Source organism: Microvirga arvi (assembly GCF_016892765.1).
Taxonomy (GTDB): Bacteria; Pseudomonadota; Alphaproteobacteria; order Rhizobiales; family Beijerinckiaceae; genus Microvirga; species Microvirga arvi.
The window spans coordinates 62,812-79,488 of sequence record NZ_JAFEMD010000007.1 but is presented as its reverse complement, the minus strand read 5'-3'; the positions used below and the strand labels follow the sequence as shown (position 1 = coordinate 79,488).

The following is a 16,677-nucleotide window of genomic DNA, read 5'->3' as shown; positions in this document are numbered from 1 at the left end:
TCTCCATCGAGAGCGGAGTTTCCGCTCTAGTATCGACTTCCCCAGCAGGTAGATCCGCATGCGGCTGATCAGGCTTTACGTCCGCGTCCTCGGTGAGCTTGGGTCCGATCTGCGGGTCGGTGCCATACTTGCGCTGGCCAACGTGGCCCTCGCCATCTCGGCCTTCGCGGAGCCCATCCTGTTCGGCCGCATCATCGACGTGCTCACCCGCGGCCAGGTGCCGGGCACGCCGCCCGTGACCTTCGGGGTTCTGACGCCCCTCCTTCTGGCCTGGGTGGGCTTCGGACTGTTCTCCATCGCCGCGGGCGCTCTCGTAGCGCTGCACGCGGACAGGCTGGCTCACCGGAGGCGCTTGGCCGTGGTGGCGAACTACTTCGAGCATGTGCTCGAACTGCCACTCGCCTTCCACACCTCGACCCATTCAGGCCGTGTGCTGAAGGTGATGCTGGAAGGCTCCGGCGGCATGTCCTGGCTCTGGCTCGGGTTTTTCCGTGAGCACATGTCCGCCCTCATCGCGCTCGTCGTGCTGCTGCCGCTCACGGTGTTCCTGAACTGGCGCCTGGGGCTTCTGCTTGTCGCATTGGTGACGGTCTTTGCCGCTCTCACCGCCATCGTCCTGCGCAAGACGGAAACGCTCCAGGGTTCGGTCGAGCGCTATCATTCGAGCCTTGCCGAGCATGCCTCGGATGCCCTGGGCAACGTACCGGTCATCCAGTCCTTCACCCGCGTCGAGGCCGAAACCCGTTCGCTCAAGACCATCATTCAGCAATTGCTCCAGGCCCAGAATCCGGTCTTGTCCTGGTGGGCGCTGGCCTCCGTCGCGTCCCGCGCCTCCGCCACCATCACCGTCACGGCGATCTTCATCCTCGGCACCTGGCTGCACCTGAACGGCCTTGCCACCATCGGCGAGATCGTGACCTTCATGAGCATGGCGACCATGCTGATCGGGCGGCTGGAGCAGGCGGTGAGCTTCATCAACCAGCTCTTCATGCAGGCGCCGAAGCTGCAGGAGTTCTTCGAGATCCTGGACACGGCCCCCGTCGTTCACGACCGATCCAATGCCAGGAACGTGGACCGCTACAGGGGCGAGGTGATCTTCGACAACGTGAGCTTCTCCTATGACGGCAAGCGTTCCGCCGTGCAGGACGTGTCCTTCACGGTCCATGAGGGGGAGAACGTGGCGCTTGTCGGCGCCACAGGCTCCGGCAAGTCGACCACGCTGGGTCTTCTGCACCGGGCGTTCGATCCGCAATCGGGCTCTATCCGCATCGACGGACTCGATATCCGCGATGTCACCTTGTCGTCGCTTCGCCGGAACATCGGCGTGGTGTTCCAGGAGCCGATGCTGTTTGCCCGCACCATCCGCGAGAACCTGCAGGTCGGACGGCCCGATGCGACCGACGCGGAGATGATCGAGGCGCTGGAGCGGGCGCAGGCCATCGAGTTCATTGCCCGCCAGGCCGAAGGGCTCGACACGGTGATCGGCGAGCGCGGGCGCTCCCTCTCCGGCGGCGAGCGCCAGCGCCTGTCGATCGCGCGCGCGCTGTTGAAGAACCCTCCGATCCTCATTCTCGACGAGGCGACGAGCGCATTGGACGCCGCCACCGAGCGCAAGCTGCAGATGGCCCTGGACGAGGTGATGCGCGGCCGCACCACTTTCGTCATCGCCCATCGTCTGGCGACCATCCGCAATGCCAACCGCATCCTCGTCTTCGATCAGGGGCGCGTCATCGAAAGCGGCACCTTCGACGAGCTGGTGGCCAGGGGCGGGCGCTTCGCGGAACTCGCCAAGGCACAGTTCATGGCCTCCGACGAGCCGCCGAAACGGAAGGCCAGGGTCTCGGCGCACGCATGACGCGGAGCCTTAATCCTCAATCTCCCGGCATCCGCTATCAGGTCAACGGCATCGCGCTCCACTGCATCGAGGCAGGACCGGAGGACGGTCCGCTCGTCATCCTGCTTCATGGCTTTCCGGAGTTCTGGTGGGGATGGCGCTACCAGATCGGCCCGCTGGCCGAGGCCGGGTTCCGCGTGCTCGTGCCCGATCAGCGCGGCTACAACCTGAGCGGCAAGCCGGAGGCCCGGCGCGCCTATGATCTCGACACTCTGGCGGAGGATGTCGTCGGATTGGCCGATGCTCTCAGTCGCCAGACATTCTCCCTGGTCGGTCATGACTGGGGCGGCTTGGCGGCGTGGTGGACGGCCTCCCGCCATCCGGATCGCGTGTCGAAGCTCGGCATCCTCAATGCGCCGCATCCGAGCGTTGCGGGCGCCTATATGCGCGCTCATCCGAGTCAGATGATGAGAAGCCTCTATGTCGGGTTCTTCCAGATCCCGTTCCTGCCCGAGACCATGCTCGCGGCGGACGGCTACCGCAGTCTGAAGGATGCGCTCCGGCGCACGAGCCGTCCCGGCACGTTCTCGGACGAGGACATCGCGCATTACGAGAAGGCGTGGTCGCAGCCGGGGGCGCTGACGGCCATGCTCAACTGGTACCGCGCCCTGCCGTTCAAGCCCGCCATGAAGGACGCGACCGTCCGCCCGCCCACCCTCGTCATCTGGGGCAGCAAGGACCGGTTCCTGGAGAAGGGGCTCGCGGAGGCGAGCGTCGCGCTCTGCGAGAAAGGCAGCGTTCGCTGGATCGAGAATGCCACGCACTGGGTCCAGCACGAGGAACCGGAGGCGGTGAACGCGGCGCTGGTGGATTTCCTGAAAGCCTGACTGACCAAAGAAGCGCGGCACGTTTCCCTCCCCGCAAGGGGGAGGGAAGATGCGTGAAGCCTTGCGACGAATGGTGCGCCAGATTTTTGATGTGACGATCACTCCGCCTTCGCGCGAGCAGCCGAAAGAGGCGTGATCCTGAGCGCCATGATCCGGTTGCGCGACTTGCGCAGCACCTGGAAGCGGAAGCCGTGGAAGGTGAAGATCTGGCCCGTGTCGGGAATGGTCCGCGCCTCGTGGATGACGAGGCCCGCGATGGTGGTGGCCTCCTCGTCCGGCAGGTTCCAGTCCATGGCGCGGTTGACGTCGCGAATCGGCACGGAGCCGTCCACGTTCACCGAGCCGTTGGGCTGGGGCCGCACGCCCTGCACCGAGAGATCGTGCTCGTCCTTGATGTCGCCGACGATCTCTTCGAGGATGTCTTCCAGCGTGACGAGACCCATCACCTCGCCGTATTCGTCGACCACGAGGGCGAAGTGGGTCTTCTTCGCGAGAAAGGCCTTCAGCTGGTCGCGCAGCGACGTGGTATCGGGCACGAACCAGGTTTCCAGCGCAATCGCCTCGACCTTGAGCCTGCTCGCGTCGCCACTGACCGCATCGAGGGCCCGCAGCAGGTCCTTGGCGTGGAGAACGCCCACGATGTTCTCCTGGCTTTCGCGCCAGAGCGGCATGCGGGTATAGGGCGAGGAGAGCACCTCGCGCACGATCTCCTCCGATGTCAGATCCGCGTTGATCGTGCGCATTTTGGTGCGGTGGACCATGACCTCAGAGACGCTCAGGTCCTTGAGGTCGAGCAGGCCGCCCAGCATGTCGCGGTCGGCCTTTGCGACGCCGCCTTCCTTATGCAGCAGCGCCACCTGGCCGCGGATCTCTTCGCTCGCGGACAGGATCGGCGTGTTCTCGCCGATGCGGATGCCGAAGGGCAGCAGCATGAGCCGCACGACCCGTTCGATGGTGATCGCGAGCGGACCCAGCAGGGCCACGGCCCAGGACATGGGCCGCGACAGAAAGAGCGACACGGTCTCGGGCGACGAAATCGCGACCGTCTTCGGCAGGACTTCCGCGAACACGATCACCAGGACCGACATGATCACGGTGGCATAGATCGCGCCGCCATCGCCGAAGATCGCGACCAGCACGCTGGTGGCAAAGGCCGAGACGCCGATATTGACGATGTTGTTGCCGATCAGCACCGTGCCGATGAAGCGCTCGCGTATCGCGAGCAGGCGGTTCACCAGCCTGGCGCGCCTGTCGCCGCCCTTTTCCAGCACCAGCATCCGGGCGCGGGAGGCTGCCGTGAAGGCCGTCTCGCCCGCCGAGAAGAAAGACGAGAGCAGAAGGCAGAAGACGACGAAAGCTGCCGCAAACCAGAGATCGCCGGAGGAATCTTCGAGCATGACCGTTATGTGCTGATTTCGCCTGCCAGGAATGAGCGAACCCTGTCGGCTTCGATCCCAGGCGCGATGAAGCTCCGGCCGATGCCCCGGGCCAGGATGAAGGTGAGCGCCCCGCCCTTGACCTTCTTGTCCTGGGCCATGGCGTCGAGGAGTTCGTCGACCGTGCCGCAGCCGCCTGGAACATCGGAAAGACGCGTGGGCAATCCGGCGGCCTTGAGATGGGCCTCGACGCGCTCCGTATCCGCTGGCGGGCAGAGGCCGAGGAAGGCGGAGAAACGGAAGGCGAGGGAGAGGCCGATGGCCACGCCCTCGCCATGGACGAGGCGTGCGGAATCGTAGGCCGTGATCTTCTCGAGGGCGTGGCCGAAGGTGTGGCCGAGATTGAGCAGCGCGCGGTCGCCGTTCTCGTGCTCGTCGCGCACCACCACGTCGGCTTTGGCGCGACAGCTCTGGGCGACGGCCTCGTCACGCTCGGACCCGCCGGCGAAGACGCCGGACCAGTTCGCCTCGCACCAGGCGAAGAAGCGCTCGTCGTCGATGAGGCCGTATTTCACGACCTCCGCATAGCCGGCGCGCATCTCGCGCAGCGGCAGCGTGTCGAGCAGCGCGGTGTCGGCCAGCACGAGGCTCGGCTGGTGGAAGGCGCCGACGAGATTCTTGCCGTGGCGCGAATTGATGCCGGTCTTGCCGCCGACGGAGGAATCGACCTGGGAAAGCAGGGTGGTCGGCACCTGGACGAAGCGGATTCCCCGGCGCACCACCGCAGCCGCAAAGCCCGCAAGATCCCCGATCACGCCGCCGCCGAGCGCCACCACCAGGTCGCCGCGCTCGATCCTGGCGGCAAGCACGGCGTCGCAGACCCGCTCCAGGCTGGCATAGGATTTCGTGGCCTCGCCGGGAGGCAGGGCGATCACCGAGACACGCAGGCCCTGCGCCTCCAGGGAGCGCGCGAGCGCGTCCGCATAGAGGGGTCCCACATGCTCATCGGTCACGATGGCGGCTGCGCGGGCGCCCAAGGCCGCGATGCGGGCGCCTGCGGTCTCGACCAGGCCACGCCCGACCAGGATGTCGTAGGCCCTGTCGCCGAGCGGGACCGGCACGGTGATGAAGGATGGATTCTCCATCCGGGCGGTTGCGCGCGTCATCCTCGAGCGCTCCCCTGCTCGTCTCGTTCGAACCATTCGTTCAGGGCCCTGACGACTTCGGCCACCACCTTGTCGTGCGGCGCCTCATGGGAATCGATGGTGATGTCGGCGGTGGCATAGACCGGGTGGCGCACCTCCATGAGGCGGCGCATGGTGCCCTCGGGGTCCGGGTTCTGCAGAAGGGGGCGGGTCGAGCGCTTGCGGACGCGGCGCATGAGAACGTCGAGATCGGCCTTGAGCCAGATCGAGATGCCGTTCTCGGCCACCCGCTGGCGCGTCTCCTCGTTCATGAAGGCGCCGCCGCCCGTGGCGAGCACGATCGGGCCCTCCTGCAGGAGACGGGCGATCACGCGGCGCTCGCCGTCGCGAAAGTGGTCCTCGCCATGGATGGCGAAGATCTCGGGGATGGTCATGCCGGCCGCGGCCTCGATCTCGTGATCGGCGTCACGGAAAGGCAGCTTGAGCGTCTGTGCGAGCCTTCGGCCCACGGTGCTTTTCCCGGCGCCCATGAGGCCGACGAGCACAATCGATCGCGTGCCGAGCTGGCGGCTCAAGGGATGGCCGCGCTGGCTTGCCTGGTCTTGCCCGCCGACTTCATCGAGCGAATTGAAGCGGCTGATTTTGTTCATGGTCCCATGTCCTATCACGGGCGCGGCGGCCTGTCACAAGGGCGTTACCTTCTGACCCCCGGAAACTTAACAGACCAGAGGGGCTTGCCTTCCCGGCCCCGGCATGGTTCTAGCGGTCTAACGCTTCAAGAGGCTCAGGTGCCCACGCTCTTTCGATTTCTCCTCGTCGTCGCCATTCTCGCGGGCCTTGGCTTTGCCGCCATGTTTGCCCTGGCGACCCTTGTCGACCCCAGCCCGCGCGAGATCAGCGTTCCGGTCCAGACCAGCCGCCCGTCTTCATCTTCATGAACGGCGCCCGCCACGCCAGCCTCTTCCTCGACATGCTTGCCGCCGAGCGCGGCGCCTCCAAGAACACGCTCGATGCCTACGGGCGCGACCTCGACGATTACCTCGCCTTTCTGAGCGAGGCCGGTGGGCAGCCCGACAACGCGACCTCCGCTACCATCCGGGGCTTCATGGCAAGCCTGGAAGAGCGGGGCCTGAAGGCCACCTCCGCCGCCCGCCGGCTCTCGGCCGTCCGCCAGTTCCACAAGTTCCTCTACGTGGAGGGCTATGCCCCGGCCGACCCGACCGCCGCTGTGTCGGCGCCCAAACGGGGTAGGGCGCTCCCCAAGGTGCTTTCCGTCTCCGAGGTCGACCGCCTGCTGCAGGTGGCCTCCGAGGGCATCCGGCACCCCGAGGCGTCTCCGGCGGAGCGCCTGCGGGCCGCTCGGATGACCTGCCTGCTGGAGCTCCTCTACGCCACGGGCCTGCGCGTCTCGGAGCTCGTGGCGCTTCCCCGCAGCGCCGCCAAGACCCGCGACCGGTTCCTCGTGGTGCGCGGCAAGGGCGCCAAGGAGCGGCTGGTGCCGCTCACCGAAGTGGCGCGGGAGGCCGCCCGTTCCTATCTGGCCCTGCTGGAGGAGCAGAAGAAGGCCGCCAGCCCCTGGCTGTTCCCGGCCGACAGCGAGAGCGGCCACCTCACCCGGCAGGCCTTTGCCCGCGATCTGAAATCGGTCGCCGGCGCTGCGGGGCTTCGCGCCGACAAGGTCAGCCCCCACGTGCTCCGGCACGCCTTCGCGAGTCACCTGCTGCAGAACGGAGCGGACCTGCGCGTGGTGCAGGAGCTTCTGGGCCATTCCGACATCTCGACGACGCAGATCTACACCCACGTGCTCGACGAGCGCCTGAAGAGCATGGTGCGGGATCTGCACCCGCTGGCGGAAGGCGGGGAGTAAGTTCGCTCCTCCCTCCCCCTTGCGGGGAGGGGCAGGGGTGGGGGTGGTTTGGCTGGGTGAGCGGTGGTTGAGTCAGGCACTGGCTTACCTCTCCTTGTGGGAGAGGTCGCGCCAAAGGCGCGGGTGAGGGGTTACAGGTTTGTCCGGATAGCGCTCTCCCCCTCACCCTCGCTGCGCTCGACCTCTCCCCACTGGGGAGAGGTAGGGCTGTACTGATCGCCGCGCCTTTTGAATTAACCGCACCGCGCTCCGACTTTCCGACCCCCACCCTCAATCCCTCCCCGCAAGGGGGAGGGAAAGCACTCACCGCCGCTTGAGCAGAAACACGCCCTGCTCGCCGAAGAGGTTCCACACCCACCAGGGCAGGGTGACCCGCATGGGCTGGCCGCCGGCGTTGAGCGCCACGGCCTTTTCCATCTGGGCGCCGACCTCACGGCACAATTCCACGAAGTCGCGGATGGTGCAGAAGTGGATGTTGGGGGTGTCGTACCAGGAATAGGGCATGTTTTCGGTCACCGGCATCCGCCCCCGGACCCCGAGGTCGAAGCGCACGCGCCAATGGCCGAAATTCGGGAAGGACACGATGGCCCGGCGGCCGATGCGCAACAGATGCTCCAGCACCACTTTCGGCTGCCGCGTGGCCTGGATCGTCTGCGAGAGGATCACGTAGTCGAAGGCGTCGTCCGGGTAATCGGCGAGGTCCGTGTCCGCGTCGCCCTGGATCACGGCTAAGCCCTTGGCGAGGCAGGAGTTCACGCCCTCGCGGGAGATCTCGATGCCTCGCCCGTCGACGCCTTTGCGGTCGCGCAGCAGCGAGAGAAGCGCCCCGTCGCCGCAGCCGACATCGAGCACGCGGGAGCCGGGCTCGACCATGTCGGTGACCAGCAGAAAGTCGAGGCGGTGGCCGCTTTCCGCGTGGGTCAGGGGCAGGGTGGCCGGCAGATTCATGCGATCCCCCGGACCCGTGCGGCCGCATCGATGAAGCCGCGCGCCGCGGCGAACATCTCGGGCTCCTCGAGCAGGAAGGCGTCGTGGCCCTTGTCGCTCTCCACCTCGACGAAGGCGACGGAGGCCGCCGCGGCGTTGAGCGCATGGACGATGGCGCGCGAGTCCGAGGTGGGGAAGAGCCAGTCGGAGGTGAACGAGATCACGCAGAAGCGTGTGGGCGTGCCCTTGAAGGCTTTTGCCAGCGAGCCGCCATGCTCCGCCGCGATGTCGAAATAGTCCATCGCCCGGGTGACGTAGAGATAGGAATTGGCGTCGAAGCGCTCCACGAAGGAGATGCCCTGATAGCGCAGGTAGCTCTCGATCTGGAAATCGGCGTCGAAGGAGAAGGTGGGCGCGGCCCGATCCTGGAAATTGCGCCCGAACTTCCGGTGCAGGGTCATCTCCGACAGATAGGTGATGTGCGCCCCCATGCGGGCGACGGCGAGCCCTTTGGAGGGGCGCGTGCCTTCCGTCAGGTAGCGCCCGCCGCGCCAGTCCGGATCGGCCATCACGGCCTGGCGTCCGACCTCGTGGAAGGCGATGTTCTGGGCCGAGTGGCGGGCCGCCGCCGCGATGGGCAGGGCGGAAAAGACCCGGTCCGGATAGCTTACTGCCCATTGCAGCACCTGCATGCCGCCCATGGAGCCGCCGAGGACGCAGAACAGCTTGTCGATGCCGAGCCGGTCGATGAGGGCCGCCTGCGCCCGCACCATGTCGTGGATGGTGACGACCGGGAAATCGAGGGCATAGGGCTTGCCGGTGGACGGATTGTTCGAGGCGGGACCCGTGGTGCCCATGCAGCCGCCGATCACGTTGGCGCAGATCACGAAGAAGCGGTCGGTGTCCACCGGCCGGCCGGGGCCGACCATGGTCAGCCACCAGCCGGGCTTGCCCGTGACGGGATTGTCGTTCGCCACATGCTGGTCGCCTGTGAGCGCATGGCAGATCAGGACCGCGTTGGACTTGTCCGCATTGAGCGTGCCGTAGGTCTGATAGGCGATCTGCCAGGGCGCGAGCGCCACGCCCGCATCCATCATCAGGGGCTCGTCCGCGCCAAAGCGCATGACCGGACTCGACGGGTCGTCGACCTGGCTTCGCGGTTCGGAGGACAGGGGAGCAAAGGACATATTTCAGCGGAAATGTTCGTTCTTTCGAACAACCGGTACTGCGGGGCGGCGGCCGCGTCAACGAACATCACGCTGCTTCATGATGCAGGCATGCCATCCCCGTGCTTGCTTCGGGGGCCCCGTCTTTGCCTCAGCACGACTCCCTCTGCTCCTTAGGATCGGGCGCGGCCTTCCCCTCCCCCCTGTGCGGGGGAGGGTGGCGAACGAAAGTGAGCCGGGAGAGGGGGAGTAGGGACTGAGCACCGCCCCTCTCCCGACCCTCGCTGACGCGAGGGCCACCCTCTCCCGCAGGGGGGAGAGGGCCGGTTGCGCATGTTCTCACTTTGTTCTTGACAAGGTTCCTAAGCTCGGCTATATCATTCCCTATCCCCGCCCTCGAGGGGCGCGCTCGCGAGGCGTCGCAAGAGTGGGGCGGAGAGCGGTCCCGCCGCAGGTCTCGCACACCTGTGATCGCGGGTGGCCGATCCTGGCTTCGATCCAGGTCCGCTGAAACAAACCGCGCGTGACGAGCAGTTCGGCTCTTCCCTTTCACCACACATCATCGAGCCGGGCTGCCCGACGCGCCACCCTCGATCTCACCGTAAAGGCTCGCAGCTTAGGCTGCGGGCCCCAAGGCGCTGGAGTTTTGACACAGACACACTCGAACATCCGCATCCGTCATGGCTGGACTTGATCCGGCCATCCACGTCTTCGAACCACACGCTGCAAAAGACGTGGATCTCCGGCACAAGGCCGGGGATGACGGGGAGTGCGTCAGGAGAGGTGGCGTCACTTCCCGTCTATGTCTGCCCCAAATCCCATCAGGCAATCGATGATGACAAGCCGGGCCAAAAACGCCAAAGAAGGACGCGACCCTGAGGAACCCGCCCATGTCCGCCAAGAAGCCTGCCGAGAAGGCCGCGCCCGCCCTTGCCGAACTCCGCCAGGAGATCGACCGCATCGACGAGGCGATGCACCGGCTGCTCATGGAGCGCGGCACCATCATCGACCGGCTGATCGCCTCCAAGAAGGCCTCGAAGACGGGTCTCGCTTCGGCCTTCCGCCCGGGCCGCGAGGCCTCGATGATGAAAGCGCTCGCCGAGCGCCACGAGGGTCTGCTGCCCCTCGACACGGTGGAGGGCATCTGGCGGGTGATCATCGGCACCTTCACCTATGTGCAGTCCAACTACTCGGTCCATGCGGACATCTCCGGCGGCGATGCTCCCATGCGCGACTCGGCCCGGTTCCATTTCGGCTTCACGGTGCCTTACGTCATGCATCCGAGCGCCGCGGCGGTGATCGAGGCGGTGGCCTCCTCCGGCGGCGATCTCGGCATCTTCCGCCTCGACCAGGGCGCCACCAGCGGCGCCTGGTGGCGCACGCTGGCCGATCGGGACCGTCCGAAGGTCATCGCGCGCCTGCCCTTCATCGAGCGGCCGGATCATCCGGCCGGCACTCCGGTCTTCGTCATCTCGAAGCCGCTGGTGGATGCGGCGGTGCGCGACGTGGTGCTCTATGCCGCCCAGTTCGAGCGCTGGCACCGGGGCGCCAACGAAGCCCTGATCCGCCTCGGCGGCGAGGTGGTGGCGAGCGCTGCCGACGCCCATGGCCTGTCGGAGCTCATCGCCGTGCCGGGTCAGGTCGAGCCGTCGCAGCTGCATGAAACCTTGACGAAGGCGGGCGCGAGCCTCGCCCAGCTCGCCGAGGTCGGCAGCCATGCCGAACGTTTCCACGTGAAATGAACCTGAAGCTGCGCTAGAGCCTGTCCCAGCGAATTCACTGTTTAGGAATTGATGATGTCCGCTCGTCCCCAACCCCGTCCCGGCGTGATGCAGATCGAGGCCTATGTGCCCGGCAAGAGCAAGGCCGCAGGGGTTGCCAAGGTCCATAAGCTCTCCTCCAACGAGACGCCGCTCGGCCCCTCGCCGAAGGCGCTTGCAGCGATCCGGACCTTCGACCATCTCGAGCTGTACCCGGACGGAGCGGCGACGAAGCTGCGCGAGGCGGTCGCGGCCCGCTACGGGCTCGATCCGAGCCGCATCATCTGCGGCGCGGGCTCGGACGAACTCCTGTCGCTCGTCACGAGCGCCTATGTGGGGCCGGGCGACGAGGGCATCTTCACCGAGCACGGCTTCCTGATCTATCGCGTCGCGATCCAGGCCGCGGGCGGCACGCCGGTCGTGGCGCCGGAGAAGGATCTGCGCGCCGACGTGGATGCGATCCTGGCGCGGGTGACGGACAGGACCAGGATCGTCTTTCTCGCCAATCCCAACAATCCGACCGGCACCTACATCCCCTTCGACGAGGTGAAGCGCCTGCATGCAGGCCTGCCGCCCCAGGTGGTGCTGGTGCTCGACGCGGCTTATGCGGAATACGTGCGCCGCAACGACTACGAGGCCGGCCTCGAGCTCGTCGCCACGTCGGAGAACGTGGTGATGACCCGCACCTTCTCGAAGATCTATGGGCTGGCCGCCTTACGCCTCGGCTGGATGGTGGCTCCCGCTCACATTGTGGACGCGGTCAACCGCATCCGCGGGCCGTTCAACGTCAGCGGCCCGGCTATCGCTGCCGGCATCGCGGCGATCCAGGACGAGACGCATATCGCAAGGGCCGTCGAGCACAACGAGAAATGGCTCAGGTGGCTCACCCGCGAGATCGAGGTTCTCGGCCTCAAGGTCACGCCGAGCGTCGCCAATTTTCTTCTCATTCATTTTCCGAACGAAGCGGGCCGAACGGCGAAGGACGCCGATGCGTTCCTCACCGGGCGCGGGCTCATCCTGCGCCAGGTCGAGGCCTACGGCCTGCCCGATGCCTTGCGCCTGACCGTGGGCGACGAGGAGGCGAACGGCCTCGTCGTCGCGGCTCTGCGCGACTTTATGGGGGCTAAGAATGCCTGAACGTCTCGGCCCCCCGCGTGAAACGCCGCTCTTTGATCGTGTCACCCTCATCGGCCTCGGGCTGATCGGCTCCTCGATCGCCCGCGCTAGCCGGCATCTCAATCTCGCGCGCACCATCGTGGCGGTCGATGCGAGCGAGGCGGTGACGGCGCGGGTGCGGGAACTCGGGATTGCCAATGAGGCCACCACCGATGCGGCGGCGGGCGTGCGGGATGCGAATCTCGTGATCCTCTGCGTGCCGGTCGGGGTCTGCGGCAAGGTCGCAGAAGCGATGCGGTCAGGATTGAAGCCCGGCTGCATCGTGTCGGACGTAGGCTCGGTGAAGGCCTCCGTGATCGCTCAGGTGCAGCCGCATCTGCCCGACGGCGTGCATTTCGTGCCGGCCCATCCCGTGGCGGGCACGGAGCACTCCGGCCCCGATGCAGGCTTCTCGACGCTGTTCCATAACCGCTGGAGCATCCTCACCCCGCCCGAGGGCACGGACGAGGCGGCGATCGAGCGTGTGCGCGCCTTCTGGGAAGCGATGGGCTCCAACGTGGAGGTCATGAGTGCACAGCACCACGACCTCGTGCTCGCCATCACCAGCCACGTGCCGCATCTGATCGCCTACAACATCGTCGGCACGGCGGCGGATCTCGAGACCGTCACGCAAGGCGAGGTGATCAAGTTCTCCGCTGGCGGCTTTCGCGATTTCACCCGCATCGCGGCGTCCGATCCGACCATGTGGCGCGACGTCTTCCTGCACAACCGCGAGGCCGTGCTGGAGATGCTGGGGCGCCTCAACGAAGACATCGCCTTGCTCGCGCGCGCCATCCGCTGGGGCGAGGGCGACAAGCTCTTCGATCTCTTCACCCGCACCCGCGCCATCCGCCGCGGTATCATCTCGTCGGGCCAGGAAACGCCGGAGCCGGATTTCGGTCGAAGACGCGAGGACAAGGCGTAGTTGGCAGAACCTCTTCCCTCCCCCTTGCGGGGAGGGGCAGGGGTGGGGGTGGAACGACCGGGTGAGGCGTGGAACAGCGAGACGCCGCTTCACCTGTCCTTGAGGGAGAGGTCGACGCGCGTCAGCGCGGCGGGTGAGGGGTTACAGTCCTCTCCGGAAAGCGCTCTCCCCCTCACCCTCGCTACGCTCGACCTCTCCCCACCGGGGAGAGGTGAAGCTGTATGTCTCTCACGCCTTCTGGATGAGCGACGAGTTCAGACTTTGCGACCCCCACCCTCAGTCCCTCCCTGCAAGGGGGAGGGAAAAACGCTCGTCATCAATAAAGCGGCTGCAGTCTCACATTGGGGATCACGAAGGGACCCATCGCCACAAGGCCGTTCTCGAGCCGCAGAGGCGGCAGGGAGGCGAGCTGCGGCTTGGCGTTCGGCTGAGCCGCGCTGGCGCGCGGGCCCTGCCCGAGCAGCATCCCCAAAAGGTTGCCGCCGACACGGCCGCCGGTCAGGTTGCCGAGCAATGCGTCGAGGCCTGCGGCGGCTACGCTGATCTGCCCGGCAGGCCGGTGCTGCTCGTCGAGGCGCAGCTCGCCCTTGGTCTCGATCTGGCGCGAGCCCTTGGTGGCTGACAGCATCAGCACGTCGAGCGTGCCGCCCGCCTTGCGCCAGAGCTCCAGCTCCTCCGCGATGGTGCCGCCCTTGAAGCCGTCGGCCTGCGTGACCGTGATGTCCGCGTTCAGGTTCGTCGGCTCCGCGCCGCCGATGAGCGCATCGAGAAGAGGGATGCGGGCCTCGGTCACCGAGGCCGCCACGTCGCCGGCCTGCTCGGCGGCCCGTGAGGGGTTGGGCCTCACATGAAGCTCCAAATGCTTTCCGGAGCCGGAGACCTCGCCGGCCGGCAGGCCGGTAACCGTCACCCTAGGCGCATTGGCGGCGAGCGACAGCCGCTGCAATCCCCTCGCCGAAGTGTTGAGGCTCGCCTGCAGCAGATCCCAGCTGCCCTGCACCGTCACGGTTCCGTCCGTCACCTTCAAGGGACCGGCCACCTCGGTGATGATGCGGCGCGGCTGATAGACCTGCGCCACGGCCTCGGTGCGTCCGAAGGAGGCGGTCACCGCGCCGCGCTTCAGGTCGAGGGCGTTGCAGATCACCTCGATGCGGAAGGGATAACCGGCGACGGTGCGGTCTGCGCAGGTCCATTCCCGCCCGGCTCTCGCCTCGGCGGCGATCCAGCCGTCGAGGGCCTCCGCCGTGCGGTTGCGGATCACGAACCAGGCGATGCTCCAGGCGATGGCCACGAGAAGCAGCAGAACGAAGGGCGTGTAGAGCCAGAAACGGCTGCGGCGAACGTTCCCCGTCGGGGCGGCCTGGTCCATGCGCGATCTCCTGTTCCGCTGGTGCGTGGTAGCTGCTTAGCGCCTCGTGAGAAAAAGTGGAGCCCACTTTTCCGCGAGAACGCTGCGCTCATGAAAAAGACAAAGCATCGAATTCAGTCCCAAAAGTGGTTTCCACCTTCAGGTTCGATGCTATAGGCCCGGTGCAGGCAAGGTTCGGGCGCGGTGACATGAAGGACCTCACGGAGGATTTATGGGTGTTCGGCTACGGCTCGCTCATGTGGCGGCCGGGCTTTCCCTATGTTGAGCGCATGCATGCCCATCTCTACGGCTATCACCGCTCGCTCTGCGTCTTCTCACATGTCCATCGCGGAACGCCCGAGGATCCTGGGCTGGTGCTCGGTCTCGACCGCGGCGGGCGCTGCCATGGCGTGGCGTTTCGGGTCGCGCCGGAGGAGGCGGAGGCCACGATCCAATATTTGCGCGAGCGCGAGCAGGTCACGGCGGTCTATCTGGAGCGCCGCCTGCCGGTCCGGCTGGCCGACGCCCGGCGGGTTCGCGCCCTGGCTTACGTGGTCGACCGTTATCATAGGCAATATGCGGGCCGTCTTTCCTTCGACGATGTCCTGAAGCACGTACGGCAGGGCAACGGGATTTCGGGGCGTAATCCGGATTATGTGCGCAACACCTACGACCATCTCATCGGCATGAGCGTGGTCGATCCGCTGCTGCACAAGATCGTGGATGCGCTTGATCAGGAGGCCTGAGTCTCGTCCTCGCGCAGATCCTCGAAGATCGCGCGGCGATCCTCGTCCGTCGCTGCAAGCCTATGGATATGCAGCTCGGTGGCGCCCAGCTCTTGAACCTTGGCAAGCCAGCGCATCCGGGTGTGCTCGGCCGGCTCGGAGGCGGCCATGGCGGCGTCGATCACCGTGCCGGTCCCGTCCCGATCCCGCCGCACGGCGAGGATCACGGCGTCCGTGACGTCGAGCAGTTCCGCTTCGTTGAGAGGATGCACGCCGACGATGTAGCGGCGGCCCGAACGGCCGCGCCAGGAACTTAAGGTGGAAGAGGAGCGAAGCCCTGCGGTCGCCCGTAGCCGTTCCTCGCGCACGCCAGCCCTCCGCATCCGGTCGTTGCGGAGATCCCGCATGGCCGCATTCCAGGATATGGTTCGTTTGTTCGCCATATGTTCTTATATGTAAGAGCGGCGAGGTGAGTCGTCAAGGTTGCGAAAAGCTTGGCTGGACTTGGGTTTGAGGGATTTTCTAGGAGCACCGTTGATGAAGTCCCCTTCGTCATCCCCGGGCTCGTTCCGGGGATCCACGTCCTTGCGATGCTGCAGTTCCAAGACATGGATGGCCGGGACAAGCCCGGCCATGATGACGTGATCACGCCTTCGACAACGAGGTCTCCGAAGCCGTTGCGGAACCCAGACCGAGTTCCTGCCGGCCCTGCTCGTAAAGCCGGGTGGAAGCCGTCTCGATCTCGATCTGCACCCGCTGGAAGAATTCGTCGCGCGACAGGCCTGGCGGGATGGGGTCGAGCACTTCGATCCGCACCGTGCCGGGGCGGCGGATGAACTGGCGGCGGGGCCAGTAGAGCCCGGCATTCAGGGCGATCGGAATGCAGGGAAAGCCGAGATTCTGATAGAGATGCGCCACCCCGTACTTGTAGGCCGGCGGAGCGCCCGGCGGGCGGCGGGTTCCCTCGGGAAAGATGATGATCTGGCGCCCGTGCTGGGCTTCCTCCTTCGCGCGCTGGGTCATCTGCACCAGGGCGAGCGAGCCGGCCTTGCGGTTCACCGGCACACAGCGGGCCTTCGCCAGATGCCAGCCGAAAACCGGGATCCACATCAGCTCCCGCTTCAGGATGTAGGTCGGATCCTCCAGGATCGTCACGATGGCGAAGGTTTCGAGGAACGACTGGTGCTTGGCCGCTACCAGCGCCCCGCCCGGCGGGATCTTCTCCCGGCCGGTGATCTCGACCTTGACGCCGGCAATGACGCGCAGAAGCCAGATCGAGGTGCGGCCCCAGAGCTTGACCATCTCCATGAAGACCCGGCGCGGCACCAGGAGGCCCGGAATCAGCAGGATCAGCCAGAGGATCAGGTTGGCGTAGAAGGCGACGTTGAAGAGCAGGGAGCGGAGGATCAGCATGGATTCTTGAAAACGAAAAGCGGAGCAAGAGGCTCCGCGGTCGCGCTCACCATATCGCATCGTGTGGAAAAGGGGACCCGGTTTTCGCTGACGCGGCCCTTCGGGTCACTGGCGTGGCCCTCCGGGTCCGCACCGGACGATGCGACGGC

Annotated in this window: 16 protein-coding genes; 8 read left to right on the top strand and 8 right to left on the bottom strand. The window is 66.2% G+C overall.

The window, feature by feature from the left end; all coding sequences use genetic code 11:
• The first annotated feature begins 58 nt into the window (after positions 1-58).
• Together ILT44_RS06350 and ILT44_RS06345 are read left to right on the top strand one after the other, a co-directional pair.
• Positions 59-1,855 (top strand): glucan ABC transporter ATP-binding protein/ permease, encoded by a 1,797-nt coding sequence (locus ILT44_RS06350; RefSeq protein ID WP_204238731.1) that lies wholly within the window; start codon positions 59-61, stop codon positions 1,853-1,855.
• The gene (locus ILT44_RS06345) at positions 1,852-2,721 is read left to right on the top strand and encodes an alpha/beta fold hydrolase (protein WP_204238730.1); all 870 of its coding nucleotides are present in this window, start codon (positions 1,852-1,854) and stop codon (positions 2,719-2,721) included. The genes ILT44_RS06350 and ILT44_RS06345 overlap by 4 nt, the downstream gene beginning before the upstream one ends.
• A gap of 98 nt (positions 2,722-2,819) precedes the next feature.
• On the opposite strand, the gene ILT44_RS06340 is transcribed toward ILT44_RS06345, so the two are convergent.
• From ILT44_RS06340 to ILT44_RS06330, 3 genes are read right to left on the bottom strand one after another with little or no spacing between them, the layout of a single operon-like run.
• Positions 2,820-4,118 carry an HlyC/CorC family transporter gene (locus tag ILT44_RS06340; RefSeq protein ID WP_204238729.1) on the bottom strand — a complete coding sequence of 433 codons (1,299 nt, stop codon included), beginning with the start codon at positions 4,116-4,118 and terminating at the stop codon, positions 2,820-2,822.
• 5 nt (positions 4,119-4,123) lie between these two features.
• Positions 4,124-5,263: a 3-dehydroquinate synthase gene (aroB, locus tag ILT44_RS06335; protein WP_204238728.1), complete on the bottom strand. Its 1,140-nt coding sequence runs from the start codon at positions 5,261-5,263 to the stop codon at positions 4,124-4,126.
• Entirely contained in the window at positions 5,260-5,892 is a 633-nt protein-coding gene (locus tag ILT44_RS06330) for a shikimate kinase (RefSeq protein ID WP_204238727.1), read from the bottom strand. The genes aroB and ILT44_RS06330 overlap by 4 nt, the downstream gene beginning before the upstream one ends.
• 138 nt (positions 5,893-6,030) lie before the next feature.
• Between ILT44_RS06330 and ILT44_RS06325 the strand changes: the two genes are divergently transcribed.
• Together ILT44_RS06325 and xerD are read left to right on the top strand one after the other, a co-directional pair.
• On the top strand, positions 6,031-6,180 hold the full coding sequence (locus ILT44_RS06325; RefSeq protein ID WP_204238726.1) for a hypothetical protein: 150 nt from the start codon (positions 6,031-6,033) through the stop codon (positions 6,178-6,180).
• Positions 6,177-7,109 (top strand): site-specific tyrosine recombinase XerD, encoded by a 933-nt coding sequence (xerD, locus tag ILT44_RS06320; protein ID WP_204238725.1) that lies wholly within the window; start codon positions 6,177-6,179, stop codon positions 7,107-7,109. The genes ILT44_RS06325 and xerD overlap by 4 nt, the downstream gene beginning before the upstream one ends.
• Positions 7,110-7,412: 303 nt before the next feature.
• Here the strand turns inward: xerD and metW are convergent, their stop codons facing one another.
• The gene (metW, locus tag ILT44_RS06315; protein ID WP_204238724.1) at positions 7,413-8,057 is read right to left on the bottom strand and encodes a methionine biosynthesis protein MetW; all 645 of its coding nucleotides are present in this window, start codon (positions 8,055-8,057) and stop codon (positions 7,413-7,415) included.
• The gene (gene metX / locus ILT44_RS06310; RefSeq protein WP_204238723.1) at positions 8,054-9,223 is read right to left on the bottom strand and encodes a homoserine O-acetyltransferase MetX; all 1,170 of its coding nucleotides are present in this window, start codon (positions 9,221-9,223) and stop codon (positions 8,054-8,056) included. Before metX ends, metW begins: the two co-directional genes overlap by 4 nt.
• Positions 9,224-10,092: 869 nt before the next feature.
• On the opposite strand from metX, the gene ILT44_RS06305 reads away from it, so the two are divergent.
• The 3 genes from ILT44_RS06305 to ILT44_RS06295 are packed head-to-tail and all read left to right on the top strand — an operon-like array spanning position 10,093 to position 13,042.
• On the top strand, positions 10,093-10,944 hold the full coding sequence (locus ILT44_RS06305) for a chorismate mutase (RefSeq protein WP_204238722.1): 852 nt from the start codon (positions 10,093-10,095) through the stop codon (positions 10,942-10,944).
• 54 nt (positions 10,945-10,998) lie between these two features.
• Positions 10,999-12,099, top strand: coding sequence for a histidinol-phosphate transaminase (gene hisC, locus ILT44_RS06300; protein ID WP_204238721.1), 1,101 nt, complete (start codon positions 10,999-11,001; stop codon positions 12,097-12,099).
• Positions 12,092-13,042: a prephenate/arogenate dehydrogenase family protein gene (locus tag ILT44_RS06295; protein WP_204238720.1), complete on the top strand. Its 951-nt coding sequence runs from the start codon at positions 12,092-12,094 to the stop codon at positions 13,040-13,042. Before hisC ends, ILT44_RS06295 begins: the two co-directional genes overlap by 8 nt.
• Positions 13,043-13,358: 316 nt before the next feature.
• On the opposite strand, the gene ILT44_RS06290 is transcribed toward ILT44_RS06295, so the two are convergent.
• Positions 13,359-14,411: a DUF2125 domain-containing protein gene (locus tag ILT44_RS06290; protein ID WP_204238719.1), complete on the bottom strand. Its 1,053-nt coding sequence runs from the start codon at positions 14,409-14,411 to the stop codon at positions 13,359-13,361.
• 188 nt (positions 14,412-14,599) lie between these two features.
• Between ILT44_RS06290 and ILT44_RS06285 the strand changes: the two genes are divergently transcribed.
• Positions 14,600-15,136, top strand: a complete 537-nt coding sequence (locus ILT44_RS06285) for a gamma-glutamylcyclotransferase (protein ID WP_204238718.1) — start codon at positions 14,600-14,602, stop codon at positions 15,134-15,136.
• Here ILT44_RS06285 and ILT44_RS06280 read toward each other — a convergent pair.
• Both ILT44_RS06280 and ILT44_RS06275 read right to left on the bottom strand, forming a co-directional pair.
• Positions 15,124-15,558, bottom strand: coding sequence for a hypothetical protein (locus tag ILT44_RS06280; protein ID WP_204238717.1), 435 nt, complete (start codon positions 15,556-15,558; stop codon positions 15,124-15,126). The two genes, ILT44_RS06285 and ILT44_RS06280, sit on opposite strands and share 13 nt — an antisense overlap.
• Before the next feature lie 202 nt (positions 15,559-15,760).
• Positions 15,761-16,528 (bottom strand): lysophospholipid acyltransferase family protein, encoded by a 768-nt coding sequence (locus ILT44_RS06275; RefSeq protein WP_204238716.1) that lies wholly within the window; start codon positions 16,526-16,528, stop codon positions 15,761-15,763.
• Between the last annotated feature and the right edge of the window lie 149 nt (positions 16,529-16,677).

What these genes read in the sequence shown, in the direction of transcription:
- metW (WP_204238724.1), bottom strand. Translation starts at nt 8,057, where the DNA reads ATGAATCTGCCGGCCACCCTGCCCCTGACCCACGCGGAAAGCGGCCAC.
- ILT44_RS06350 (WP_204238731.1), top strand. Translation starts at nt 59, where the DNA reads ATGCGGCTGATCAGGCTTTACGTCCGCGTCCTCGGTGAGCTTGGGTCC.
- ILT44_RS06285 (WP_204238718.1), top strand. Translation starts at nt 14,600, where the DNA reads ATGAAGGACCTCACGGAGGATTTATGGGTGTTCGGCTACGGCTCGCTC.
- ILT44_RS06340 (WP_204238729.1), bottom strand. Translation starts at nt 4,118, where the DNA reads ATGCTCGAAGATTCCTCCGGCGATCTCTGGTTTGCGGCAGCTTTCGTC.
- ILT44_RS06330 (WP_204238727.1), bottom strand. Translation starts at nt 5,892, where the DNA reads ATGAACAAAATCAGCCGCTTCAATTCGCTCGATGAAGTCGGCGGGCAA.
- hisC (WP_204238721.1), top strand. Translation starts at nt 10,999, where the DNA reads ATGTCCGCTCGTCCCCAACCCCGTCCCGGCGTGATGCAGATCGAGGCC.
- aroB (WP_204238728.1), bottom strand. Translation starts at nt 5,263, where the DNA reads ATGACGCGCGCAACCGCCCGGATGGAGAATCCATCCTTCATCACCGTG.
- ILT44_RS06295 (WP_204238720.1), top strand. Translation starts at nt 12,092, where the DNA reads ATGCCTGAACGTCTCGGCCCCCCGCGTGAAACGCCGCTCTTTGATCGT.
- ILT44_RS06345 (WP_204238730.1), top strand. Translation starts at nt 1,852, where the DNA reads ATGACGCGGAGCCTTAATCCTCAATCTCCCGGCATCCGCTATCAGGTC.
- xerD (WP_204238725.1), top strand. Translation starts at nt 6,177, where the DNA reads ATGAACGGCGCCCGCCACGCCAGCCTCTTCCTCGACATGCTTGCCGCC.
- metX (WP_204238723.1), bottom strand. Translation starts at nt 9,223, where the DNA reads ATGTCCTTTGCTCCCCTGTCCTCCGAACCGCGAAGCCAGGTCGACGAC.
- ILT44_RS06275 (WP_204238716.1), bottom strand. Translation starts at nt 16,528, where the DNA reads ATGCTGATCCTCCGCTCCCTGCTCTTCAACGTCGCCTTCTACGCCAAC.
- ILT44_RS06290 (WP_204238719.1), bottom strand. Translation starts at nt 14,411, where the DNA reads ATGGACCAGGCCGCCCCGACGGGGAACGTTCGCCGCAGCCGTTTCTGG.
- ILT44_RS06280 (WP_204238717.1), bottom strand. Translation starts at nt 15,558, where the DNA reads ATGGCGAACAAACGAACCATATCCTGGAATGCGGCCATGCGGGATCTC.
- ILT44_RS06305 (WP_204238722.1), top strand. Translation starts at nt 10,093, where the DNA reads ATGTCCGCCAAGAAGCCTGCCGAGAAGGCCGCGCCCGCCCTTGCCGAA.